We start from the raw sequence: 26,769 nt of genomic DNA on the forward strand, positions 1-26,769 counted from the left end.
TCTACCTGCCGAGTTCGTTGTCGAGTGCCGCGAAGAGTTCGTCGTCGGTCGCCAGGTCGAGGTCGGCGCCGTCGGGGCCGCCGTCCACGGTCCGGAGCAGGCCGCGCAGTCGCGCCGCGTACGTCCCTGCCGGTCCGTCGCCGTCCGACGGGCCGGCGGCCGAGAGAGCGGCCTCGAGTGCGTCCAGGGCTGCCTGGACCGGGTCCGCCGCTTCGCCGGCCAGCTCGCCCCGCAGGTACTCGGCGACGGCTTGGGTGGTCGGGTGGTCGAAGACGAGCGTGCTGGGCAACCGCAGTCCGGTGAGGGTGTTCAGCCTGTTGCGCAGTTCGACCGCGGTGAGGGAGTCGAAGCCCAGGTCCAGCAGTCCGCGCTGGACGTCGATCGTCCGCGGGGCCGGGTGGGCCAGGACGATGCCGACCTGTTCCCTGACGAGGTCGAGCAGCAGCTGCCGCTGCTCCTCCGCGTCCAGGCCCGTGAGCCGCTGCGCCGGCGGGATCTCCGCCGGAGCGGGGGCAGGCCGGCCGGCTCGGCGCCCGGTGCGTACCAGGCCCCGGTACAGCTCGGGCAGTGTGTCCCCGAGGCCCCGCAGTACCGCGAGGTCGAGTGCCACCGGTGCGAGCACCGGTCGAGTTCCCGCCTCGCCGCCGGCCTGTGGCGCCTTGCCTGCGGCCAGGGCCGTGTCGAGGGCCGCGAGTGCCCGGTCGGCCGGCATCGGCAGGATCCCGTTGCGTGCGAGCCTGGCCCGGTCGGCACGGTCGAGGTCGCTCGCCATCCCGTCCTGCCACATGCCCCAGGCGAGGGACACGGCGGGCAGGCCCTCGGCTCGCCGGTGTTCGGCGAGCGCGTCCAGGAAGGTGTTGCCGGCGGCGTAGTTGGCCTGTCCGGCGTTGCCCACCAGGCCGGCGACGGAGGAGAAGAGGACGAAGTCCGTCAGCTCCAGTCCGGCGGTCAGTTCGTGCAGGTTCCAGGCGGCTTCCACCTTCGGCCGCAGGACCCGGGCGAGGCTGTCCGGGCTCATGGCCTCCAGCGTGGCGTCCTCGACGACTCCGGCCGCGTGCACGACCGCGGTGAGCGGGTGCTCGTCCGGGATCGAGGCGAGCAGCCCGGCCAGCGCGTCGCGGTCGGCCGCGTCGCATGCCGCGACCCGTACGTCCGCGCCGAGCGCCGTCAGTTCGGCGACCAGGTCCTCCGCCCCGCCCCGCCGGCTGGTGAGCAGCAGGCGACGGGCGCCGCGGCCGGTCACCAGGTGCCGGGCGACCCGGGCTCCGAGTGCGCCCGTGCCACCGGTGATCAGCACCGTGCGCTCCGGGTCGAACGCGTCGTCGGCGTCCGGGGTCCGGACCGGGTGCGGGACCCTGGCGAGCCGGGTCACGTAGGCCCGTCCCTCGCGCAGTTCGAGCTGCGGCCGGGGGTCGGCCAGGGCCGCGGCCAGCAGCTCGGGGCCGGCCGGCAGGCCGTCCGTGATCACGTGCTGGAAGAGTCCCGGGTGTTCCGACTCGGCGGTCCGCATCAGCCCGGAGAGTGCGCTGTGGGCGAGTTCCCCGGTGCTGACCACGGCGAGCCGCGCTCCGGCCGGCGAGTCGGTGGCGAGCCACTGCCGCAGTACCGCCAGCACCTCCTCCGTGACCCGGCCGGTCTCCTGCACGGTGGCCGGGGGTACCGGAAGGACGACCACGTCGGGTGCGGCCGCGCCGTCCGCCAGCGAGGCGGCCAGGCCGGCGAGGTCGGCGTGGTGCTCGGCGGCGAGCCCGAGGTCGGCCCCGCCGAGGACCGCGATGGTCGTGTCGCCATCGGCGGGGAGTTCCACACCGGCCCGCTCCACCGCGTACACGTGCTGCTCGGAGGGGTGGGCAAGCGCGGTCCCCGCCGGCAGGGCCCGCAGGGCGAGCGAGGCGACGGTGGCGACCGGCGCGCCCGTCTCGTCGGCGATGCCGACCGCGACCGTTCCGTCCGGGCCGGCCGACAGCTTGACCCGCAGGGTGCCGGTCGTCCGGGAGCCGGTCAGCTGGACGCCGCCGAAGGAGAAGGGCAGCCGCAGTCCGGCCGGCTCCTCCAGGAGCAGTGCGTGCAGCGCGGCGTCGAACAGTGCCGGGTGCAGGGCGAATCCGTCGGGGTCGACGGGCAGCCGTACCTCGGCGGTGAGGTCGTCGCCCGAACGCCATGCCGCCTTCAGGCCCTGGAAGGCGGGGCCGTAGCCGTAGCCCTGGTCGGCGAGGCGGTCGTACAGGTCCTCGACCGGCTGGGCTTCGGCGCCGGCCGGAGGCCAGGACGCGAGGTCGGGTTCGGGGCCGCCGGGAACGGCGGCCGTCACGGTTCCGGTGGCGTTCCGGTTCCAGACGTCGCCTTCCTGGTCCCCGCGCGAGTGGACGGCGACGGGCCTGCGGCCGTCTCCGTCGGGGCCGCCGACGGTGATCTGGAGCTGGAGCGCACCCTCGTCGGGAAGGACCAGGGGTGTCTGGAGGGCCAGTTCCTCCAGGCGCTCGCAGCCGAGTGCGGCGCCCGCGTGGAGCGCGAGCTCCACCAGGGCCGTGCCCGGGACCAGCAGGGTCCCGGCGACGGCATGGTCGGCCAGCCAGGGGTGGCTGCGGGCCGAGATCCGGCCGGTGAACAGGACGCCGTCGGAGTCGGCGAGCGGAACCGCGGCCCCGAGCAGCGGGTGCCGTGCGGAGTCGAGTCCGGCCGAGGTGACGTCGCCGCCGGGCCCCTCCGTGAGCCAGTAGCGCCGGCGCTGGAAGGGGTAGGTCGGCAGGTCCGCGGCCGGTCCGGCGTTCTCGCCGAACAGTGCGGGCCAGTCCACCGGCACGCCCCGTACGTGGGCGTGGGCCAGGGCGGTGACGACGGTGTGCGGCTCGGGGCGCCCGCCGCGCAGCACCGGGACCAGCAGCGATCCCGCGTCGAGGAAGTCCTGCCCCATCGCGCTGAGCACGCCGTCCGGGCCGAGCTCCAGGAAGGTCCGTACGCCTTCGGCCTCCAGGGCGCGTGCCGCGTCCAGGAAGCGCACGGGTTGGCGGACGTGCCGGACCCAGTACTCGGGCGTGGTCAGTTCCTCGGCGCCGGCCGGCTGCCCGGTCAGGGTGGAGACGATCGGGATGGTGGGCGCGGAGAACGTGAGCCCCTTCGCGACCGTCTGGAACTCGTCCAGCATCGCGTCCATGTGCGGGGAGTGGAAGGCGTGGCTGACGCGCAGCCGCTTGGTCCTGCGTCCCCGGGCGGAGAGTTCGGCTGCGACGGCCTCGACGGCTTCCGCGTCGCCCGAGAGCACCACGGAGTCGGGGCCGTTGACGGCGGCGATGCCCAGCAGGTCCTCCCGTCCGGCGAGCAGCGGCAGCACCTCCTGCTCCCCGGCCTGCACGGCGAGCATCGCGCCGCCGCCGGGCAGTGCCTGCATCAGCCGGCCGCGGGCCGCGACGAGCTGTGCCGCGTCCGCCAGTGAGAGGACGCCGGCGACGTGCGCGGCGGCCAGCTCCCCGATGGAGTGGCCCGCGAGGAAGTCCGGCCGTACGCCCCAGCCTTCGAGGAGCCGGAAGAGCGCGACCTCGGTCGCGAACAGGGCGGCCTGCGTGAATCCGGTCCGGTCCAGCGGCGCCGGGTCCTCCCCGAAGAGGACGTCGAGCAGCGGCGTTTCCAGCCATGGGTCGAGCTCTTCGCACACGGCGTCCAGGGCCTCGGCGTAGGCGGGGTAGGCGGTGTACAGCTCCCGGCCCATGCCGAGTCGCTGGCTGCCCTGACCGGTGAAGAGGAAGGCCGTACGGCCGTCCACGGGTGTGCCCCGCACGGTCGGTTCCGCGCATCCGTCGACCGCTTCGGCGGCGGTGGAGGCCACCACCACGGCGCGGTGCGGCAGTACGGCCCGTCCGACGGCCAGGGTGCGGCCCGTCGATGCCAGGTCCTGCTGCCCAGTGCCGGCGAGGGCCGCGCCGACCTGGCCGGCCTGCGCCAGCAGGGCCGCGTCGTTGTGCGCGGACAGCAGCAGCGGCACGGCCGGCATCGGCTCGGCCGGCGGGACCGTCCCCTCGGCGGGCGGCTGCTCCACGATGACGTGGGCATTGGTACCGCTGATGCCGAAGGAGGACACGCCTGCCCGGCGCGGCCGCCCGGACTCGGGCCACGGCATCGCCTCGGTGAGCAGTTCCACCTTGCCGGCGGACCAGTCCACCTGTGGGGTGGGCTCGTCGATGTGGAGGCTCCTGGGGAGCACCCCGTGCCGCATCGCCATGACCATCTTGATGACGCCGGCCACACCGGCGGCGGCCTGGGAGTGTCCGATGTTGGACTTCAGGGAGCCCATCAACAGGGGCGACGGGCGCTCCTGCCCGTAGGTGGCGAGTACGGCCTGGGCCTCGATCGGGTCGCCCAGCCTGGTGCCGGTGCCGTGGGCCTCCAGTGCGTCGACGTCCGCGGTGGTCAGGCCCGCGTTGGTCAGGGCCTGGCGGATCACCCGCTCCTGGGAGGGGCCGTTGGGGGCGGTGAGGCCGTTGCTCGCACCATCCTGGTTGACGGCGGTGCCGCGGATCACGCCGAGGATCCGGCGGCCGTTGCGCCGGGCGTCGGAGAGCCGCTCCAGCAGGAGGATTCCGGCGCCTTCGGCCCAGGCCGCCCCGTCCGCCTGCGCGGAGAAGGACTTGCACCGGCCGTCCGGGGCCAGGCCGCGCTGCCGGCTGAACTCCACGAACAGGGTGGGCGTGGCCAGTACGGTCACACCGCCGGCCAGGGCCAGCCCGCATTCGCCGTTCCGCAGCGCCTGCGCGGCGAGGTGGATGGAGACGAGCGAGGAGGAGCAGGCGGTGTCGACCGTGATCGCCGGTCCCTGCAGGCCGAAGGTGTAGGCGACGCGGCCGGAGGCGACACTGACCGTGCTGCCGACCGACAGGTACCCCTCCAGGGCCTCGGGGGCGTCCTTCAGGCGTGCCGCGTACTCGTTGGCCATGACACCGGCGAACACACCGGTCTGGCTGCCCTTGAGAGAGGTCGGGTCGATGCCCGCGCGCTCGAAGGCCTCCCAGCAGATTTCCAGCAGCAGGCGCTGCTGCGGGTCGATGGCGGTGGCCTCCCGGGCGCTCACCCCGAAGAGTTCGGGGTCGAACTGCGGGGCGTCGTAGAGGAATCCGCCGTGCCGGGTGTACGAGGTGCCCACGTGGTCGGGGTCCGTGTCGTACAGGCCGTCCAGGTCCCAGCCGCGGTCGTCCGGGAACGGGCCGATGGCGTCCCGCTCGTCGGACAGCAGCGCCCACAGCTCCTCCGGGGAGCCGACCTCGCCCGGGTAGCGGCAGGCCATCGCGACGATCGCGATCGGCTCGTCGGAGGCGCCGGCGACCGGTCGGGCCTCGGCCGCCGCGGCGGCCGAGCCGAGCAGTTCGGTCCGCAGGAAGCCGGCCAGCTCGGCCGTGCTCGGGTAGTCGAAGACCAGCGTCGCGGGCAGCTTCAGACCGGCGGCCGCGTTCAGCCGGTTGCGCAGTTCCACTGCCTTGAGCGAGTCGAAGCCCAGCTCGTTGAACGCCCGGTCGGGCGCGACCTGGCCGGCGTCGGTGTGCCCCAGTACGGAGGCCACCGCGCCGCGGACCAGGTCCAGCAGCGCGCGCTCCTGGTCCTGGAGGGGCAGAGGCGCCAGGCGTTCCCGGAGGGAGTTCCCGCCCGTCTGCTCGCCGACGGCGGCGCGCCGCGCCGGGCGCACCAGCCCGTGGAAGAGCGCGGGCAGGGTGCCGTCCGCGCTCTGTGCCCTCAGTCCGGTGTAGTCCAGCAGCGCCGGGACGAGCACCGGCCGGCGGGTCGCGAGGGCCGCGTCGAACAGCGCCGGCCCCTGCTCGCTGCCGATCGGGGCGATGCCGCCCCGGGCCATGCGGGCGAGGTCGGCGTCGGTCAGGTGACCGGTCATCCCGCTGCCCTCGGCCCACAGGCCCCAGGCCAGCGACGTACCGGGCAGGCCCAGGGCCTGGCGGTGGTGCGCGAGGGCGTCCAGATAGGTGTTGGCCGCGGCGTAGTTGGCCTGTCCCGCGGTGCCGACCGTACCGGCCAGCGAGGAGAACAGGACGAACGCGTCCAGTTCCAGTCCGGCCGTCAGCTCGTGCAGGTGCCGGGCGGCATCGACCTTGGGGCGCAGTACGGTGTCGAGCTGCTCGGCCGTGAGGGCGTGCAGCGTGCCGTCGTCGAGGACGCCGGCGGTGTGCAGGACCGCGGTGAGCGGGTGCTGCGCGGGGATCGCGTCCAGCATCGCGGCGACCGCCGTGCGGTCGGCCGTGTCACAGGCGACCACGGACACGTCGGCTCCGTGCGCCGTGAGTTCGGCCTCCAGCTCCGGCATGCCCGCCGCGTCCCGGCCGCGGCGGCTCGCCAGCAGCAGGTGCCGTACGCCGTGTTCGGCGACGAGGTGGCGGGCGAACAGCCGGCCCAGGGTGCCGGTGGCACCCGTGATGAGCACGGTGCCCCCGGGGTTCAGGGCGGGCACGGTGTCGCCCGCCGTGGGGGCCTTGACCAGCCGCGGTACGAGCAGTGCCCCGTCCCGCAGGCTCACCTGCGCGTCCGGTACGGCCAGCGCACGGCCGAGCTCGGCCTCGGAGACGTCCCAGTCCGTCAGGTCCAGCAGGCCGAACCGGTCGGGGTTCTCGGTCATGGCGGTACGCACCAGCCCCCAGACGGGAGCCGAGCCGAGGCCGGCCTCCGTGCGGGCGGTGGTCGCGTCACGGGTCACGAAGACCAGGCGCGAGCCGGCGAACCGCTCCTCGGCGAGCCACTCCTGGGCCAGCCGCAGGGCCCGGTGTGCCACGGCGCCGGGGCCGTCCTCGCCGGGGAAGGGGGCCACGACGAGCGGCGGGGCTGCGACGATGCCGGCGAGGTCCGAGTAGCTGCCCAGGGGTGCGGGCAGACCGTGGCCGAAGTCGTCGAGGACGGCCCATCCGGCGGCCGGGGCGGCCTCCGGGGCGGTCGTCCACTCCACCTGGAGCAGCGGCCGGCGGGGGGTGCCCGAGCCGGCCAGCCGCGCGGGGTCCACGGCCCGCAGGCCGAGCGTCTTCACCGACGCGATCGGCGCACCGCTCGCGTCGGCGAGCCACAGGGCGGCACCCGGGCCTTCCGGGGTGATCCGCACGCGCAGCACGCCGGCGTTCACCGCGTGCAGCCGGACGCCGGTCCAGGCGAACGGCAGCACCAGGCGGCCGTCCTCAGCGAGCGCCAGCGGGTGCAGGGCGGCGTCGAGGAGGGCCGGGTGGATCCCGAACTCGCCCGGGGGGACGTCCTTCGGGAGCGCGACCTCGGCGAACATCTCCCGGCCGGCGCGCCACAGCGCCCGCAGGCCCTGGAAGGCGGGTCCGTACTGGAAGCCCCGCTCGGCGAGCGTGTCGTACGCCGCCGTCAGGTCGACCGGCTCGGCGCCGGCCGGGGGCCAGGCGGTGTCGGCCGGTGCGCCCGCACGTCCTTCCGCGTGACCCAGTACGCCGGTGGCGTGCAGGGTCCACGGGTGGATCGCGGCGTCGTCGGACTCGGGCTCCGGGCGGGAGTGGACCGACAGCGCGCGCCGGCCCTCCTCGTCCGGGGCGTCGACCACGACCTGGAGCTGCACTCCGCCGCGGCCGGCCAGCACCAGCGGTGCCTGGAGGGTCAGCTCGTCGAGCTGGTCGAGGCCCGTGTGGTCCCCCGCCCGGATGGCGAGGTCCACGAAGGCGGTACCGGGGAGCAGCACGGTGCCGGCCACGGCGTGGTCCGCCAGCCAGGGCTGCGTGTTCAGGGCGATCCTGCCGCTGAGGACCAGCTTGTCCTCGTCGGCCATCCACAGCGCGGCGCCGATGAGCGGGTGCCGCTCGGCGGCCATGCCGAGCCCGCCCGCGTCCCCGGCCGGCGCCGGGCCCTCCAGCCAGTGGCGCCGGCGCTGGAAGGGGTAGGTCGGCAGGTCGACGACCGCGCCGGGTCCGCCGGCCACGGCAGCCCAGTCGACCGGGGCGCCCGAGACGTGGGCCTGCGCCGCGGAGGCGAGGAAGTCGTCGAGTCCGCCCTCGTCACGGTGGAGCGAGGGCACGGTGACGGCGCCGTCGTACGACGTGTCGTCGATCGTCTCCTGGAGCGCGACGGTCAGCACCGGGTGGGCGCTGGCCTCGATGAAGACGCGGTGGCCCTGGTCGAGCAGGGTCCGGGTGGCCTCCTCCAGCTGGACGGTCCGGCGGAGGTTGCGGAACCAGTACGAGCCGTCGAGCTCCGTGCCGTCCAGCGGCTGCCCGGTGACGGTGGAGAGGAAGGGCACCTCGACGGCGCGCGGGGTCAGCGAGGACAGGGCGTCGAGAAGCTCGTCCCGCAGGCTTTCGACGTGCGCGGAATGGGAGGCGTAGTCGACCGGGATGCGCTTGGCGCGCATGTCGTTGTCCTTGCAGTGGGCGACCAGCTCCTCGAGAGCGGTCACCTCTCCGGCGACCACCACGGAACGCGGGCCGTTGTGTGCGGCGATGTCGACGGCGCCGTCCCAGCGGGTGATGAGCTCGCGGACCTCGTCGGCGGGCAGGGCCACCGAGACCATCCCGCCCGTGCCCGCCAGCTTCACGATCGCCCGGCTGCGCAACGCCACGACCTTCGCCGCGTCGTCCAGCGACAGCGCCCCGGCCACCGCGGCCGCCGCGATCTCGCCCTGCGAGTGACCGATCACCGCATCCGGCTCGATGCCCACCGAACGCCACAACGCGGCCAGGGACACCATCACCGCCCACAGCGCCGGCTGCACCACGTCCACCCGGTCGAAACCGGGCGCACCCTCCACACCGCGCAGGACGTCCAGCAGCGACCAGTCCGTGAACGGCGCCAGCGCCCGCTCGCACTCCGCCAGCCGGGCGGCGAACACCGGGGAGGCGTCGAAGAGCTCCAGGGCCATGCCCTGCCACTGCGAACCCTGGCCCGGGAACACGAACACCGTCTTGCCCGGGCCCGTGACCGCGCCCTGCACCAGGTTCGGCGCGGACCCGCCCGAGGCCAGCGCCACAAGACCCGCCAACAGCTCGTCCCGGCCGGCGCCCGAAACCGCCGCCCGGAAGGGGAGGTGCGGGGCCCGGGTCGCGAGGGCCGACGCCACCCGCGCCGGGTCGGCGGTCTCCGAGGCCAGCAGCTCACGCACCTGGGCGGCTCGCGCCGCCAGGGCCGCCTCGCTCTTCGCCGAGACCACCAGCGGAAGCCCCGCCACCGCCGGCTCACCGGCCACGGCCGGTTCCGGGCCCTGCTCCAGGACCACGTGCGCGTTCGTACCGCTGATACCGAACGAGGACACGGCCGCGCGGCGCGGACGCGCCACCTCCGGCCACGCCCGGCGCTCGGTGACCAGCTCCACCGCGCCCGTCGACCAGTCGACGTGCGGCGTCGGCTCGTCCACGTGCAGGGTCGCCGGAAGCTCCCCGTTGCGCATCGCCATCAGCATCTTGATGATGCCGGCGACACCCGCGGCGGCCTGCGTGTGACCGATGTTCGACTTGATCGATCCCAGACGCAGCGGCTCCTCACGGTCCTGGCCGTAGGTGGCCAGCAGCGCGTTGGCCTCGATCGGGTCGCCGAGCCGGGTGCCGGTGCCGTGCGCCTCGACCGCGTCCACCTCGTGCGGAGCGAGGCGGGCGTTGGCGAGGGCCTGGCGGATGACGCGTTCCTGCGAGGGCCCGTTGGGGGCGGTGAGGCCGTTGCTCGCACCGTCCTGGTTGACCGCGGAACCACGGATCACACCGAGGATGTCGTGCCCGAGCCGCTGGGCGTCCGACAGACGCTCCAGCACCAGCATGCCCGCGCCCTCGGCCCAGCCCGTACCGTCCGCCGAAGCCGCGAACGACTTGCAGGTCCCGTCCGGCGACAGACCACGCTGACGCGAGAACTCGACGAAGGTCGTCGGCGTGGACATCACGGTGACACCGCCGGCGAGTGCCATCGAGCACTCGCCCTGGCGCAGCGCCTGGGCGGCCAGGTGCACCGCCACCAGCGACGAGGAACACGCCGTGTCCAGCGTCACCGCCGGCCCTTCAAGACCGAACGTGTAGGCCACCCGGCCCGACAGGACGCTCGAGATCGTGCCCGTCAGCAAGTGCCCCTCGAAGCCCTCCGGAGCGCTCCCCAGCCGCGACCCGTAGTCGTTGTACATCACACCCGTGTAGACACCGGTCGAGGAACCGCGCAGCGAGGCGGGGTCGACTCCCGCACGCTCCAGCGCCTCCCACGCGACCTCCAGCAGCACCCGCTGCTGCGGGTCGGTCGCGGTCGCCTCACGCGGACTCAGACCGAAGAACTCGGCGTCGAACTCCGCGGCCTCGTAGAGGAATCCGCCCTTGCGCGTGTACGACTTGCCGGTCTTGTCGGGGTCCGGGTCGAAGAGGCCATCCACGTCCCAGCCGCGGTCGGACGGGAACTCGCCGATCGCGTCCCGGCCCTCCGCCACGAGCCGCCACAGGTCCTCCGGCGAGGAGACCCCGCCCGGGTAGCGGCACCCCATGCCGACCACGGCGATCGGCTCGTCCCATCCGGGGGCGTGGGCGGTCACCGACGGGACGACGGACGTTCCGGCCGCGTCGAGCCGGTCCAGCAGGAAGTCCGCCACCGCCTGGGGCGACGGGTGGTCGAACACGAGGGTGGTGGGCAGTCGCAGCCCGGTCACCGAGCCCAGCCGGTTGCGCAGTTCGACACCCGTGAGGGAGTCGAAGCCGGTGTCCTTGAACGCCTTGGCCGGGTCGATGCCGGCGTCGGCCCCGTGCCCGAGAACCAGCCCCACGGTCTCCCGTACGGTCTGGAGGACGGCCTGCGCCCGCTCCTCCGCGGCCAGCGCGGTCAGCCGCTGGACCCACGACGAGCCGGCGCCGTGTCCGCCGCCGGCCGCCTGCCGGCGGCGGACGCGGACCAGGCCGGTGAACAGCTCGGGGAGGGCGTTCTCCTCGGCCCGGGCGCGCAGGGCGCCCAGGTCGAGTTCGGCGGGGACCAGCAGCGGCTCCGCCGAGGCGAGCGCCGCGTCGAACAGACCGAGACCCAGTTCCGGGCTCAGCGGGACGATTCCGCTCCGCTTCCACCGCGCGACGTCGGCGTCGGCGAGGGTTCCGGCCATGCCGTCGGCGCTGTCCCACAGGCTCCACGCGAGGGAGGTGGCGGGCAGGTTCCGGGCGCGGCGGTGCTGCGCGAGGGCGTCGAGGAAGGTGTTCGCGGCCGCGTAGTTGGCCTGGCCGGCGTTGCCCATCAGGCCCGCGATGGACGAGAACATGACGAACGAGGCGAGGCCGAGGGATTCGGTGAGGCGGTGGAGGTTCCAGGCCGCGTCCACCTTCGGACGCATCACCCGCTCCAGATGGCCGGCCGACAGCGAGGCGACCGTCGCATCGTCCAGGACACCCGCCGTATGCACCACGGCAGTCAGCGGACGCTCGTCCGCGACCTCGTCCAGCAGACCCGCCAGCGCGTCGAAGTCCGACACGTCGCACGCCGCCACCCGAGCCCGCGCACCCAGCTCCGCCAGCTCCGCCACGAACTCGGCGGCACCCGGAGTCCCACCACCGCGGCGCGACACCAACAGCAGGTGCCGCGCACCGTGATGGGTCACCAGCCGACGCGCCACCAGACGGCCCAACGTACCGAGAGCACCGGTCACCAGGACCGTACCCTCCGGGTCCAGACCCTCCACCGCGCCCGCCACGACACCCGCGGCACGCGCCAGACGCGGTACGAACAACCCGCCGCCCCGCACCGCCACCTCGGGCTCCCCCGAAGCCAGCACGGCGGGCAGCAGCTCCAGACCACCCTCGTCCACGTGGGCGAGGACCAGCCGGCCGGGCTGCTCGGTCTGCGCGGTACGGATCAGGCCCACGAGCGGGGCCGTGTGCAGCGCGCCGTCCGGCACGACGAGGACGAGGCGGCTCTCCGCGAACTGCGGGGCGGCCAGCCATTCCCGCACGGCCTCCAGCCCGCGCGCCGCCGTGGCGTGGGTCCGGTCGAGTACATCACCGGTGGCACCGACGCCGAGCTGCTGCTCGCCGATCACCACGAACTCCGGTACGGCGGATCCGGCGTCGACCGCGGCGCCGAGCGCGGCGAGGTCGGCGTAGGGCGCCTCGCCCAGCCGGACCCACCGCCGGCCGGCGACCGGCTCGGCCGCCGGGACGGCCTCCCAGGCCACCCGGTACAGGGACTCCGCGGCCGGGCCGGCGACGGTGAGCTGATCGCGGGCGATCGGCCGCAGGGCGACCGACTCGATCGCCGCCACCGGAGCGCCGGTGCCGTCGGCGAGAGCGAGCCGGGCCGTGTCCTGGCCGGTCCGGGTCCAGCGGACGCGCAGCACCGTGGCGCCGACCGCGTGCAGCACGAAGCCCGAGAACGAGAACGGCAGCCGGATCGTGCCGTCGTCCTGCGCCGGGGCCGCGTCCTCCAGCACGAGCACGAGCGGGTGCAGCACCGCGTCGAGGGCGGCGGGGTGCACGCCGAAGCGCGCGGCCTCGGTGTGGAGCCGGTCGGGCAGGGCGACCTCGGCGAAGAGGTCGTCGCCGGCGCGCCAGGCGGCGCGCAGGCCGTGGAAGGCCGGCCCGTAGCCGTAGCCCAAGTCGTCGAGGCGGTCGTAGACGCCGTCCAGCGGGATGGGGGTGCCGTCGGCCGGGGGCCACTGGTCCAGGGAAACGCCCGGCGAGGGGACGGAGGACGTGAGCAGGCCGGCCGCGTGGGCGGTCCACTGCTCCTCGCCGGTCCGCGCGTACACGGTGAACCGGCGATCGCCGCGCGCGTCGGCCCGGTCGACGGTCAGCCGCAGCTGAACGCCGGTCCTCTCCGGGAGGATCAGGGGTGCCTGGAGGGTGAGTTCCTCGACGGTGGCGTAGCCCAGCTGCTCGGCCGCGGTGCCCGCGAGCTCCAGGAACACCGTCCCCGGGACCAGGACCCTGCCGCCAATCGCGTGATCGGCCAGCCACGGATGCGAGGCCAACGACACCGAGGCCGAGAACTGCGCCCCGTCACCATCGGGCTCCGTGATCAGCGCAGCCAGCAACGGATGATCCACAGCCGTCAGCCCCAGGCCCGCCGCATCACCGGAGCGCGGCGCGTCCAACCAGAAACGTTCACGCTGGAACGCGTACGTCGGCAGCTCCACCACACCGGAACCCGGCAGGAACCGCTCCCAGTCCACATCCACACCGTGTGCGTGCACAGCGCCCAGGGCGGCGAGGAGGGAACGCTTCTCGGCACGGTCCTTGCGCAGCACCGGAACCACGACGACGCCCTCGGTGCCGGCCAGGCACTCGCCCGTCAGACCCGCGAGCGTCCCGTCGGGACCCAGCTCCACGAACGCCGTCACACCAAGACCGGCCAGCGTGGCGATGCCGTCGGCGAAACGGACCGCCGAACGGGCCTGAACGGCCCAGTACTCGGCGGTGAACTCCTCGACCACCTCACCGGTGACGTTCGAAACGACCGGGATCCGGGGAGCCGAATGCGTCAGAGTCCGGGCGACCTCGGTGAGCTCCGCCAGCATTCCGTCCAGGTGCGCGGAGTGGAAGGCATGGCTCACCTTCAGCCGCGTCGCCTTCACACCTTCCCCGCGAGCCAGCTCCAGGACGTCGAGCACCGCCGTCTCGTCACCCGAAATCACGGTGGTGTCGGGGCTGTTGACCCCGGCCACATCCACACCGGTACGACCTTCGAGCCACCCGGCGACGCGCGCTTCACCCGCGTTCAGGGCAACCATCGCCCCGCCCTCGGCAACGCCCTCCATCAGACGCGCCCGCGCACAGACCAAACGCGCAGCGTCCTCAAGGGACAGCACACCCGCCACATGGGCCGCCGCCAGCTCACCCACCGAATGACCCACCAGGTAATCCGGGGTCACCCCGTAATGGGACAGCAGACGGAACAGGGCCACCTCGACCGCGAACAGCGCCGGCTGAGTGAACGCCGTCCGCTGAAGCAGCTCCGCCTCGCCCTCGATCACGCCGGCGAGCGGACGGTCCAAGTGGACGTCCAACGCCCCGGCGACCTCGTCGAAGGCGGCCGCGAAGACCGGCTCGGCCGCATACAGCTCCCGGCCCATGCCCACACGCTGACTGCCCTGCCCGGAGAACAGGAACGCCACCGAACCCGCCGAGACGGCCTCGCCCGGGGTCACCGCCCGCAGCGCGTCCAGGAGTTCCTCCCGGGTCTCCCCCACGACCACCGCACGGTGATCGAAACGAGCACGCGAGACGGCCAGCGAGCGGCCCACCGCCACGACGTCCAGCTCCGGCCGCTCCTCCAGGAACGACACCAGCCGATCCGCCTGCTCCGACAGGGCGGCCCCCGACTTGCCCGACACCACCCACGGCACCGGACCCGGCACCGGCGGCTCCTCCACCGGAGCCTCGGTCTCCGTGACCTGCTCGACGATGAGGTGCGCGTTGGTACCGCTGATGCCGAAGGACGAGATGCCCGCCCGGCGCGGACGGCCGGGCTCCGGCCACTCCCGGGCCTGCGTCAGCAGCTCCACCGCGCCGGCCGACCAGTCGACGTGCGAGGTCGGCTCGTCCACGTGCAGCGTCGCCGGGAGAACCCCGTTGCGCATGGCCATGACCATCTTGATCACGCCCGCGACGCCCGCCGCGGCCTGCGTGTGACCGATGTTCGACTTCAGCGAGCCGAGTCGAAGCGGCTCTTCGCGGTCCTGGCCGTAGGTGGCCAGCAGCGCCTGCGCCTCGATCGGGTCGCCGAGCCTGGTGCCCGTGCCGTGCGCCTCCACCGCGTCCACCTCGGACGCCGACAGGCGGGCGTCGGCCAGCGCGGCGCGGATGACCCGCTCCTGCGAAGGCCCGTTCGGGGCGGTCAGACCGTTGCTCGCACCATCCTGGTTCACGGCGGAACCACGGATCACCGCGAGCACCCGGTGCCCGTTGCGCTCCGCGTCCGACAGCCGCTCCAGCACCAGCAGACCCACGCCCTCGGCCCAGCCCGTACCGTCCGCCGACGAGGAGAACGCCTTGCACCGCCCGTCCGGCGACAGCCCGCGCTGCCGGGAGAACTCCACGAACATGCCGGGCGTGGCCATGACGGACACACCGCCGGCGAGGGCCACGGAGGACTCGCCCCGGCGCAGCGACTGCGCGGCGAGGTGGAGCGCGACGAGCGAGGACGAGCAGGCGGTGTCGACCGTCACCGCCGGGCCCTCCAGCCCGAAGGTGTAGGCCAGCCGGCCCGAGGCCACGCTGGCGGTGTTGCCCGTCAGCAGGTAGCCGTCGTACCCGCCGGACGGCTCGTGCAGCCGCGGCCCGTACTCCTGTGCCGTCGCGCCCACGTACACACCGGTGCGGGTGCCGCGCAGCGCGGCGAGGTCGATGCCCGCCTGCTCGAAGGCCTCCCAGGCCGTCTCCAGCAGCAGCCGTTGCTGGGGCTCCATCGCCGCCGCCTCGCGGGGACTGATGCCGAAGAACTCGGCATCGAACCGGTCCGCATCGTGCAGGAAACCACCTTGGGTGGCGTAGGTCTTGCCGGGGCTGTCCGGATCGGAGGTGAAGAGCGCATCGAGGTCCCAGCCCCGGTTGGCCGGGAATCCGCCGACCGCGTCGACCTCGCTGCTCACCAGACGCCACAGGTCCTCCGGAGAGGCGACCCCTCCGGGCAGCCGGCATGCCATGCCCACGATCGCGATCGGCTCGTCAAGGGCTGTGGCCTCGTACTCGTCGTCGTCCTGGTCCTGGTCCGGGCCGAGGAGCTGACCACCGAGGTGTTCGGCGAGGATGGCCGGGGTCGGGTAGTTGAAGAGGAGGCCGGAGGGCAGGGAGAGCCCGGTGGCCCTGTTCAGCGCGTTCCGGAGCTCGACGGCCGAGAGGGAGTCGAAGCCCAGGTCCTTGAAGGTCGTGTCGATGTCCACGTCGCGCGCCGATCCGTGGCCGAGCACCGCTGCCACGTGCGCACGTACCAGCTCCAGCTCATCGAGGCGCGGCGCGGGCCGCTTCGGACCGCTCCGCCGTGCCGCGACGCCCCGGTCCCGGACCGGCCCGGCCGCCGGACCCTCCAGCCAGAAGTGCTGACGCTGGAAGGCGTACGTGGGCAGGTCCACCAGACCCGAGCCCGGCAGGAACTGCTCCCACTCCACCTCCACACCGCACGCGTGCGCCTCGGCGACCGAGGCCAGGAAACGATCCCACCCACCGTCGTCGCGCCGCAGCGATCCGACGACGACGGTGCCGCCGACACCGGCCTCGTCGGCCGTGTCGCTGAGGGCCGAGGTGAGCACCGGGTGGGCACTGACCTCGATGAAGACGCGATGCCCGTCGCCGAGCAGAGCACGGGTGGCCTCTTCCAGCTGGACGGTCCGGCGGAGGTTGCGGAACCAGTACGAGCCGTCGAGCTCCTGACCGTTCAGCGGCTGCCCGGTGACAGTGGAGAAGAACCCGATGTCACCGGTACGCGGCGTGACGCCGGCCAACAGCTCCCGCAGCTCCTCCTCCAGCGAGTCGACGTGGGCGGAGTGAGAGGCGTAGTCGACCGGAATGGTGCGGGCACGGTATCCCTTGACCTCACTTTGGGCGACGAGGCCGGCCAGGGCCTCCGGGTCGCCGGAGACGACCGTGCTCGCGGGGCCGTTGTGTGCGGCGATGTCGATCGCGCCGCCCCACGGGGCGATGAGTTCGCGGACCTCGTCGGCCGGCAGAGCCACCGACACCATCCCACCCGTACCGGCCAGCTTCGCGATCGCCCGGCTGCGCAACGCCACGACCTTCGCCGCGTCGTCCAGCGACAACGCACCGGCGACCACGGCCGCCGCGATCTCACCCTGCGAGTGACCGACCACCGCGTCCGGCTCGATGCCCACCGAGCGCCACAACGCCGCCAACGACACCATGACCGCCCACAACGCGGGCTGCACCACATCCACCCGGTCGAAACCGGGGGCGCCCTGCGCACCGCGGAGCACATCCAGCAGCGACCAGTCCGTGAACGGCGCCAGAGCCTGCTCGCACTCCACCAGCCGCCCCGCGAACACCGGGGAGGAGTCGAAGAGCTCGAGCGCCATGCCCTGCCACTGCGAACCCTGCCCGGGGAAGACGAACACCGTCTTCCCCGCACCACCCGGCACCGCACGGCCCGACACCACACCGGCCGCGGGCACACCCGCGGCCAACGCCCGGACACCCGCCAGCAGCTCCTCGCGGGTCTCCCCCACGACCACCGCACGGTGATCGAAACGAGCACGCGACACCGCGAGCGAACGACCCACCGCCGCGACGTCCAGCCCCGGCCGCTCCTCCAGGAACGACACCAGCCGCTCCGCCTGACCGGCCACGGCATCGGCCGACTTGCCCGACAGCACCCACGGCACCGCACCCGAGCCGGACTCGGTGCCGGGCAGCTCCTCCTGCGCCGCGGGCTCGGTGCGCCAGTCCGAAAGCACGACGTGGCAGTTCGTACCGCCGACACCGAACGAGCTGACACCTGCGTAGAGCGGCTCGTCCGGCCGCGGCCATGCCTCACGGCTTCGCTGCACGGCGAGCTTCAGCTCGTCGAACGGTATGTCCGGGTTGGGGGTTTCGAAGTTCAGGCTCGGCACGAGCTCGCGGTGACGGATGCAGAGCGCCGCCTTCAGCAGGCCGACGATGCCGGCGGCACCCTCAAGGTGTCCGACGTTGGTCTTCACCGATCCGACCCGCAGCTCGGCGCCGTCCACGCGGCCGTCACCGAGCACCGCGCCCAGGGCCGACGCTTCGATCGGGTCGCCCAGCTTGGTACCCGTGCCGTGCAATTCGACGTACTGCACCTGCTCCGCGGACACCTTGGCACGCTCGTACGCCTGCCGCAGGACATCCTGCTGGCCGGCCGGACCCGGTACGGTCAGTCCCTCGGTCGCCCCGTCGTTGTTCATCGCGCTGCCGTGCAGCACGCAGTAGACCGGGTCGCCGTCTGCCATGGCGGCGTGCAGCGGCTTGAGCACGACGAACGCGCCGCCCTCACCGCGTACGTATCCGTTCGCCCTGGCGTCGAAAGTGAAGCTGAGACCGTCCGGTGACAGTGCGCCGAACCGCTCCGCGCCGATGGTGCTGTCCGGCACCAGATTGAGGTTGACACCGCCGGCGACGGCCATGGCGGACTCGCCGCGGCGCAGGCTCTCGACTGCCAGGTGCACAGCGACCAGCGAGGAGGACTGGCCGGTGTCCACGGCCGCACTCGGTCCGTGCAGACCCAGGGTGTAGGAGATCCGGTTGGCAATGACGCCGCGGTTGAGGCCGGTCAGGGTGTGGCGGGTGATGCCGTCGGCCCCGTGCCGGCGCGTGAGGGCGGCGTAATCGTCGGCGATGACGCCGACGAAGACACCGGTCCGGCTGTCGGCGAGATCGGACGGGAGGATCCTGGCGTCCTCCAGTGCCTCCCAGGCGAGCTCGAGCATCAGCCGCTGCTGCGGGTCCATCGACGACGCCTCACGCGGACTGATGCCGAAGAAGCCGGCATCGAATCCGCTGACGTCCTCGAGATAGCCGCCCGGCCGCGAGGGAAGTTCGGGGCGGCTTGCCGGGGGCGCGCCGATCGCACTGCGGCCGTCGCGCAGCAACTGCCACAGTTGCGCGGGGTTCTCCGCATGCGGCAGTCGGCAGGACATACCGACGATGGCGATGGCCTCGGTCGATGTCGACGTGTCAGCTTGGAATTCGGCTTGGAATTCAACCATGGTCGAGTGGCCCCACCTATGTGTTACGTACGATGCCTGAGCGGAGGCGTAGCACCCGCAGCCGTGCCGCGGGTGCTACACCGATGTGATTCTGTGTTGGCAGCTACGAGCCGGCGGCCGGCTCGTATTTCGAGACGAGCGCCCGCTTGAGAACTTTTCCGCTGGACCCCAACGGGAGAGCGTCGGTGAATTCGACTCGGCGCGGGTACTTATATGCGGCGAGACGCTGTTTGCCCCATTCGATGATCTCTTCATCCGTTCCGGAGGTGACGTCCTCCGGCCGGGCCGGCACGACAATCGCCCAGACCTCTTCACCGAGCACGGGGTGCGGCACACCGATGACCGCCACCTGCGCCACGGCCGGATGCCCGACGAGGATCTCCTCGATTTCGCGCGGATAGACGTTGTAGCCGCCCCGCAGAATCAAGTCCTTCTTGCGGCCCACGACCGAAAGGTAGCCGTCGTCGTCCAGCCTGCCGAGATCGCCGGTGAGGAACCAGCCGTCGGTCAGGACCTCGGCGGTGAGATCCGGGCGACCGAGATATCCGGCCATGACGTTCGGACCGCGCACCACGATCTCGCCCACCTCTCCGACGGGCAGGAGATCGATCGTGTCGGCATTCGGCCGGGCTATGCCGACGGTGATGCCGGTGATCGGAACACCGACCGTTCCGGGTCGAAAAGTCAGGCCAGGATAGTGATAGGCGACGCTGCAGGAGGTCTCGGTCATCCCGTAGCCCTCGTACACAGGGCATCCGAACGTGCTTCGGACGTCTTCGAGGGTCTTGACGGGAAGCGCCGATCCCCCGCTGTACACGCGGTCGAGCCGAGGAACCCGCTCTCCCCGGGCCACCGCATCGAGCAGCTTGGAATACATGGTCGGCACGCCCATGAACACCGTGCACCGGTGTTTCGTCATCAGCGCGAGGGCCTCCCGCCCGGAGAACCTCGGCATCATGACGATGGATATGCCGGCGCGGAAGCCGGTCAGCATGCCGCAGATCTGACCGAAGCCGTGCGACAGCGGCAGACACCCGAGCAATACGTCATCACTCCGGAACGCGTACGGAGTGGTGACCATCCTCTCGACGTTGTACAGGATGTTCCGGTGGGTGAGCATCACGCCTTTCGGCTCACCCGTCGTACCGGACGTGTAGAACACGACCGCGACATCGTCGGGTTCCCGCACCGCGGAATCGTCGATCGGCGCCGTGTCCAGTGCCGCCTTCTCCAGGTCGACAGTGCCCGCGGGGCCCGGGCCGACGGTGAGGAGCACCGTGCCGAGCGGCTCCGCCGCCTCTCTCGCCCGGGCGAGCAAGGAGGCGGCGCACACCAGAAATCGGGCGTCGGCGTCGGTCAGTACGTGATCGATCTCCGACGCGGTCGCCATGGCATTCAGCGGGATCGCGACGGCGCCGGCCGCCAGCACGCCGAAGTACACGACGGGAAACTGCGGGGTGTCGATCAGGAGCATGGCGACCCGGTCTCCCGGCCGTACCCCGTTGGCCCGCAGCACGGACGCGTAGCGGCGTGCCTGTTCCCACAGCCACCCGTAGGTGACGTGCTCGGACTCGTAGATCACGGCAGTGTGGCCGGGTCGCTGCGCCGCCGTGTCGGCCAGTACGCCGGCAACTGACATGGTCACTGCGGCGGCAGTCCGTCTTTCGCGGCGGTGCGGGCGCCGCCACCGCGGAGCTCGGACGTGGACCAGTCCCGGGCACTCGCGGTCGGGATGTTCAGTTCCTTCCAGATTCCGTGAAGAGCCCGGGCGAAGTTCTCGACGTCGTTCTGATCGTGCACGGCGGACGGAGCGATGCGCAGGATCTCCTCGCCCGCGGGCACGCTGGGCGCGTTGATGGACTGGACGTAGATCCCGTGCCGCTCGAACAGCAGCTGGGACGCCCGCTTGCACATGTCGTCATCACCGACGAAGGCCGCGACGATGTGGGAGTCCGTCGAGATGAACGGGATGTCGGCCGCGATCAGAAGGCTGTGCAGAAGCCGCGCGTTCTCCGAGAGGCTCTTCCGCTCGACATCGGAGGACCGCAGGTACTGGACCGACGCCAGCGCACCGGCCGCGACCGCCGGCGGCAGCGAGGTGGTGAAGACGAACGAGCGCGAATAGGTCCGCACCGCGTCCACGAGGGCCGCCGGTCCCGCGATGTAGCCGCCGACCGTTCCGTAGCCCTTCGCCAAGGTGCCCATCACGACCGTGAACCGATCGGCGATGCCTTCCCGCGCGGCGATGCCGGCGCCCTGCGGGCCGTACATGCCGACCGCGTGGACCTCGTCGATGAAGGTCGTGGCACCGTATTTGTCCGCGATGTCGGCGATCTCGGCGAGCGGCGCGACGTTGCCCGACATGGAATAGACCGTTTCCACGACGATGAGCTTCGGGCAGTCGGCGGGAGCGGCCGCGATCAGTTCTTCCAGGTGGGCGACGTCGTTGTGCCGGAAGATGTGCTTCTTCGCGCCGCTGTGCCGGAGACCGTCGATGATCGAGGCGTGGTTCTTCGCATCGGAAAACACGACGGTGTCTTCCGGCATCCTCGCCAGCACGGAGAGAGATCCCTCGTTGGCCGTGTATCCCGATGTGAAAAGGAGAGCGGCTTCCTTGCCGTGCAGATCCGCCAGCTCGTTTTCGAGAAGGACGTGGTAGTGGTTGGTTCCACCGATGTTCCGGGAACCTCCGGAGCCTACGCCATGGGTGTCGATCGCGGCTTGCATGGCCGCGATGGCCTGGCGATTCTGGCCCATTCCCAGATAGTCGTTGCTGCACCAGACACTTACTTCCGAATCCACCCCGTCGCGCCGCGCAGTGGCCAGGGGGTAATTACCGGAACGACGGCCGATCTCCAGGAACTCGCGCTTGCTTCCAGCAAGGTCGTCAGCCGTCTTGCCACTCAGGTATGATGCCAGGTGAACGTTCATTCACTCGCCTTCTCGACGTAGCGGTTGGATTGACCTGCGAACCGAAAGGTCCACGCTAGGAATACTGCGATTTCAGGAGCACCTTGTCGGGCTTGCCGTTGCTGTTCATCGGCAGAACACTCAGGACGTGCACCTTCTCTGGCACGTGAATCGGGGACAGCGCCTCGGCAATTCTCGCGCGGATGTCTTCCACTTCGACCGTCTCAGCCGGATCGCATTCGATCGCGGCGTGGATGTGCTCGCTTCCGTCCTCGTCCCGCACGCCGTAGACGGCAGCGTGCCGGACACCCGGGTGGGCAAGAATTTCCGCCTCGAGCACGATGGGATGGACCTTGACGCCACCGACCTTGATGACGTGGGCCACCCGACCCAGGAGAGTCAGATAGCCTCGCTCGTCGAAACAGCCGATGTCTCCGGTGAAGTACCAGCCGTCACGAAGCACTTGTGCGGTCAGTTCCGGCTGGCCGTTGTAGCCGTCCATCATCTGGGGCGTGCGGACACGAACCTCGCCGATCTCCCCCACCGCCAGCTGCGCACCCGAATCCGAGTTGCAGACGACGACCTCCACCTCGGGGAAGGGCCGGCCGACAGTGGCCGCGAGATCCGGGTCGCCGTGCTCCTCAGGTGTCAGGATCGTGATCCGGCCGCTCTCAGTCGTGGCATACCCCTGCGCCAGAGCAGGGCCGAAGAGCCGAAAAGCCTGTGCGATTCTGGCGGGTGCCGCGGGGCTGCCGCCGTAGACGATCCGCTTCAGGGAGGACAGTCCCGCAGCTTCCAATGCATCACGGTCGCGGATTCCTCGCTCGAGCAGATGGTCGATGAGCTGGAACACGTGATTCGTCGCCATGAACGTCCACGAGACCTCCTTCTCCACGGAGACGGTGTCCACGAATTTCTCGGCGTCGAAGCTCTCATGGAGATGAAGCGCTCCGCCCAGGGCGAAGACCGCGTCCGCCATCGCGGCAACGCCATGGCTCAGAGGGGTCGACACCAGGATCGACGCACAGTCGTATTCACGACCGACCTCCATCCACGCACGCATGGTGGCTTCCCATGCGCGGCCCGCCAACCGGATGCCTTTGGGCCGTCCCGTGCTGCCACTCGTGAAGCCGATGAAGGCCAGCGCGTCCGGGTCCCATGACACGGCGTCCGGGGCACCGGCGACATCGGCCCGGCCGGCCTCATCGCCTTCCCCGTGCTGACGACGCGTTACAGGGATCCCACTACCACCGGCGAGCTCTGCCGCACGCTCCGAGCTCTCGGCATCGGCATAGACGGTCACGGCTTCGGTTTCGCGCAGGATCTGGATCTGGTGATCCAGCGGAAGGACCGTCGTCCTGGTACCGGGATTAGTGGTTCGCAAATAGCACACGGCACCGCCGAGCAGATGTGTCGCGTACCGCACGGTGAGCATCTCGGGACTGTTGGGTGCGACCAGAATCGCCACCATGTCCCCCTTGCCCACTCCACGATCGCGCAGCGCAAGGAACGTTTCAGTCACGGACCGGATCAGGTCGCCGCCGGAGAAGGCTTCGCCACGCCAGTGAACGACATCTCGATCCGGCGCGGCCGCGAGCAGTGAAAGAATCTCCGAAACATAACTTTGACTTGCACGCCACCAAGGCTCGGTCAGGGTCATGGGATTTCCTTTGATTTTGCCAACCATAACGACGTCATCTAATTGGGCGGTTCAATCTTCGCCATGGAATTGAAGTAAGCGGAAGATCGTTCGACTGTCTACAACGGAGTGCCGGAAGGCATGACCATCCGGGTAGCCGTTCGGCTACGCCCCGTTCGGCCGCCCAGGGGGTGGGTGAGGCACGGGCACGTCCCGCCGCACACCCCTGCCGCTCCTCTCCCCAGGGCCTCCCCATCGCAGGACACTTGACCGACGAGAACCGGGGAAGGACCGGGGAAGGGCCCGGAGACAACCGGGATGCCGATGCCGCCGGAGGGGGACGCCACATGCGGGACAGTCATCGGGCGGATGCCGAGCGACTGCTGATGCGGGCCGTGGAGGAGGAGGTGCGGCGCTCGGGCGGCCGCACCGACGGCAACGTGCTGCTGTCACGGGCGCGCGGGGCACTCGACTCGATGGCACGGGCGGCCGACGAGGAGTACGAGGCCTACACCCGCGCCCTGGACGAGGCGGCGGCCGGACAGCTCACCTTCCGCCAGCGCTACGCCCGGGAGGGCGCCGGCACCCCCCTGCTGGTGGCCGCGGTGGCGGCGGTCGCCGCGGTGGTCGCCGACATGGCCCTCGGCACCGGCACGGGCACCGCGGTCGGCGCGGGTGTGGCCGTGGGCGTCGTCGGCGCCGCGGCGACCGTGGTCAAGGTGGTCGGCTCCCATGTGCCCGCCGCCCACCACCGCGCCGGTGCCGTGAGCCAGCCGGGCGGCCCGGAGCAGCTGCGGCTGCAGTGGCTGACGGCGCTGGAGGTACGGGGGATCCGGCCGTTCCTGGACCAGCAGCGGGTGCTGGCCGCGTCCACCGGTCCGGCGAAGGCGGGCCCGAAGCTGCGCGGGGCCGACAAGAGCGCGGCGGCCCGGGGGCGCAGTGTGCTGGAGCAGTCGTTCGCGCAGCTCCCGGAGCCGGAGGGCGCCTTCGCGGGCCGGCGGCAGGAGATGGCGCGGCTGCGGCAGTGGGTGCAGGCGGCCCGCGCGAGCACGGAGACGCAGCCGACGGTCGTGGTGCTGCACGGGACGCCCGGCAGCGGCCGTACGACCCTCGCGGTGCGCGCCGCCCACGAGCTGAGGGACTACTTCCGCGGGGCGTGCGTGGTCGATCTCCGCGGGGACAGCCACGAAGAGCCGCCGCTGGCGACCCGGGACGCCCTGCTGCATCTGCTGAACCGGCTCGGCGCTCCCCGCGAGCAGCTGCTGTTCCGTGAGCGGTCCTCGGCGGACCAGCAGGTCAAGCGGCTCAGCGAGCTGTACCACCAGCATCTGACGGGCGTGCCGGTCACGGTCGTCCTGGACGACGCCTCGGATCCGGAGCAGGTGCGCACGCTGGTGCCGGAGCGGTCGGACAGTCTGGTGCTGGTCACCGCGCGCGAGCCCCTGGAACTCCCCCGCGACCTGCCCGCGCGCGTGCATCACCTGCCGGTCGAGCCCCTGGACGCGGCCGGCTCGGAGGAACTGCTGGGCGCCGCCGCGCAGGACGCGTCGGGGCCGTACGACGCCGAGTCCGCCGAGGGCATCCGGCGGCTGTGCGGCGGGCTGCCGCTGGCGCTGCGCATAGCGGGCTCGTCACTGGGCCGCGCTCGCCGCGCGCCCTGGCCACGGACCTGGGCGCGTACGGCCCGGTGGAGCCGGTCGAGCGGGCGCTGTGGCTGCGCTACACCGACCAGCCGGAGCCGGGCCGGCGGCTGCTGCGCCGGCTGGCGCTGGCCGGCCGTACCTCGCTGGGCGCGGCGGCCGCCGCCGCGCTGCTCGCCACCGACGAGACGGAGGCGACCCGGCATCTGGCGGGGCTGTCCCGGGCGGGCCTGATCGACCACGTGCGGGGCAACCGCTACCGGCTGCACGACGTGGTGCGCGCCTTCGCCCGGGCCCGTCTCGCCGACGAGGAGGACCCGGCCGAGCGGGCGGCGGCGCAGGAGCGGCTGATCGCGAACTACGCGGAGCTGGCCGACTCGGTGCTGCGGCTGGTGGACGGCAACATGTCGACCCGCTCGGACCGGTTCGGGCCGCACGGGTTCACGTCCCTGGACGAGGCGCTGCGCTGGCTGGACGACGAGTCGAGCTTCATCACGGCGGCGCTCAGACACGCCGAGGGCGTCGACCAGGGCGCCGTGCTGAACCTGCTGGGCGCGCTGTGCGACTACTGCCTGCTGCGCGGGGACCTGTACCGGCTGGGCGAGATCAGCGAGCTGGCGCAGTCCGTCGACCAGGGGCTGCTGGTGCGCTCGGTGCAGTGGCGCACCGGCATCGCGGCCCGGCAGCTCGGTGAGCTGGACAAGGCGCGTACGACGCTCGCCTCGGTCGTCGACCTGTACATGGAGGCCCACCACGACGCGGGTGCGGCCCGTGCGCTGACCTCGCTGGGCATCACGCTGCACCACCAGGGCAACCTGACCGAGGCGGCCCAGAAGCTGCGGGAGGCGCTGGATCTGCAGGCGGCGCCCGAGCTGGCCACCGACCGGGCGTGGACGCTGCACGCGCTGGCGGCGGTGCAGCGGGACCGGGCCCGGCTCGCGGAGGCCCTGGAGCTGCTCACCGAGTCGCTGGTGCTGCACCGGGCGGGCGAGTCGGTGCACGGCCAGGCGTGGGCGCACTTCCAGCTCGGCCAGCTGCGTCTGCGGATGGGCGAGGTGCCGCGGGCGGAGGCCGACCTGCGGGCCGCGCTGGACCTGTACGGCCGTACCCAGGACGCCCGCGGGGAGGCGTGGGCGCTGACGCAGCTGGCGCGGGCCCGGCTGGTGGAGGGGGACGCCGGTCAGGCGGCGGAGGAGCTGCGCCGGGCGGCGGCCCGGCACCGGGAGAACGAGGACGCGCGCGGCGAGGCGTGGACGGTCTACTACCTGGGCCAGGCACTGGAGGAGACGGGCGACCTCGACCAGGCGGTCCGTGAGCTGGAGCGGTCGCGCACGATGTTCTCCCGGATGCGGGACGTGTACGGGCTGGCCTGTGCCCGGCACCACTCGGCCCGCGCGACCCGCGACCTGCGCGCCGCCCAGACGGGATCGCTGCGCAACTCGGGCTTCGCCCGCCAGCTCCTGGTCGACGCCCGCGCCGACTTCCAGCGCATCGGCGTCGCCCACGGCGAGGCGTGGACGTGCCTGGAGCTGGCGGTGGTGGACGCGGGCAACGCGCGTACGCCGCAGGCGCTGGCCCTGTGCGACGAGGCGGCGGCGCTGTTCGCCTCGTACGGCGACCGCCGGGGCGAGGACTGGGCCCGCTTCCTGCGCTGCACGCTGCTGCCGTACGCCGCCCCCGGCGGGGTGGAGGTCGGTACGGCGGTGGCGCAGGAGGAGCTGGCCCAGCTGGCCCGGGCGGGACATCCGCGGCGGGACCCGAAGCTCGACGACTACGTGGAGGCGTACCAGCTGCTGCTGGAACGGGGCGTGCAGCTGGAGGCGGGCTGGCAGGCATGGCGCCTCGGCATGGTCCCGGACCGCCACGCACGCGAGGTGATGGGCGTGGCGGTCACGACCGACCACTGAACCACGACCGCCGCTCCCCGGCCCCACCACCGCACGCCGCGACCGCAGCCGGACACCGTGACGCACACACCCACG

Annotated in this window: 4 protein-coding genes and 1 pseudogene; 1 reads left to right on the plus strand and 4 read right to left on the minus strand. The window is 72.3% G+C overall.

Annotated elements, in window-relative coordinates:
• Position 1 precedes the first annotated feature (1 nt).
• The 4 genes from H0H10_RS28110 to H0H10_RS28125 all read right to left on the minus strand — a co-directional run bounded on the left by H0H10_RS28110 (position 2) and on the right by H0H10_RS28125 (position 23,168).
• Positions 2-18,598, minus strand: coding sequence for a type I polyketide synthase (locus tag H0H10_RS28110; RefSeq protein WP_188183938.1), 18,597 nt, complete (start codon positions 18,596-18,598; stop codon positions 2-4).
• Positions 18,599-18,701: 103 nt separating this feature from the next.
• The gene (locus H0H10_RS28115) at positions 18,702-20,237 is read right to left on the minus strand and encodes a long-chain-fatty-acid--CoA ligase (protein ID WP_223180554.1); all 1,536 of its coding nucleotides are present in this window, start codon (positions 20,235-20,237) and stop codon (positions 18,702-18,704) included.
• Between the two features lie 2 nt (positions 20,238-20,239).
• Entirely contained in the window at positions 20,240-21,529 is a 1,290-nt protein-coding gene (hemA, locus tag H0H10_RS28120; protein ID WP_188183940.1) for a 5-aminolevulinate synthase, read from the minus strand.
• A 55-nt stretch (positions 21,530-21,584) separates the two neighbouring features.
• Positions 21,585-23,168 carry a class I adenylate-forming enzyme family protein gene (locus H0H10_RS28125; RefSeq protein WP_188183941.1) on the minus strand — a complete coding sequence of 528 codons (1,584 nt, stop codon included), beginning with the start codon at positions 23,166-23,168 and terminating at the stop codon, positions 21,585-21,587.
• A 326-nt stretch (positions 23,169-23,494) separates the two neighbouring features.
• Here H0H10_RS28125 and H0H10_RS28130 point away from each other — a divergent pair.
• Positions 23,495-26,694: pseudogene (locus tag H0H10_RS28130) on the plus strand (tetratricopeptide repeat protein).
• Positions 26,695-26,769: the final 75 nt, after the last annotated feature.

This window comes from Streptomyces griseicoloratus (assembly GCF_014534645.1).
Classification (GTDB): Bacteria; Actinomycetota; Actinomycetes; order Streptomycetales; family Streptomycetaceae; genus Streptomyces; species Streptomyces griseicoloratus.

Excerpts from the sequence above, each read along its gene's own strand:
- H0H10_RS28110 (WP_188183938.1), bottom strand. The coding sequence starts at position 18,598 with ATGGTTGAATTCCAAGCCGAATTCCAAGCTGACACGTCGACATCGACC.
- H0H10_RS28115 (WP_223180554.1), bottom strand. The coding sequence starts at position 20,237 with ATGTCAGTTGCCGGCGTACTGGCCGACACGGCGGCGCAGCGACCCGGC.
- hemA (WP_188183940.1), bottom strand. The coding sequence starts at position 21,529 with ATGAACGTTCACCTGGCATCATACCTGAGTGGCAAGACGGCTGACGAC.
- H0H10_RS28125 (WP_188183941.1), bottom strand. The coding sequence starts at position 23,168 with ATGACCCTGACCGAGCCTTGGTGGCGTGCAAGTCAAAGTTATGTTTCG.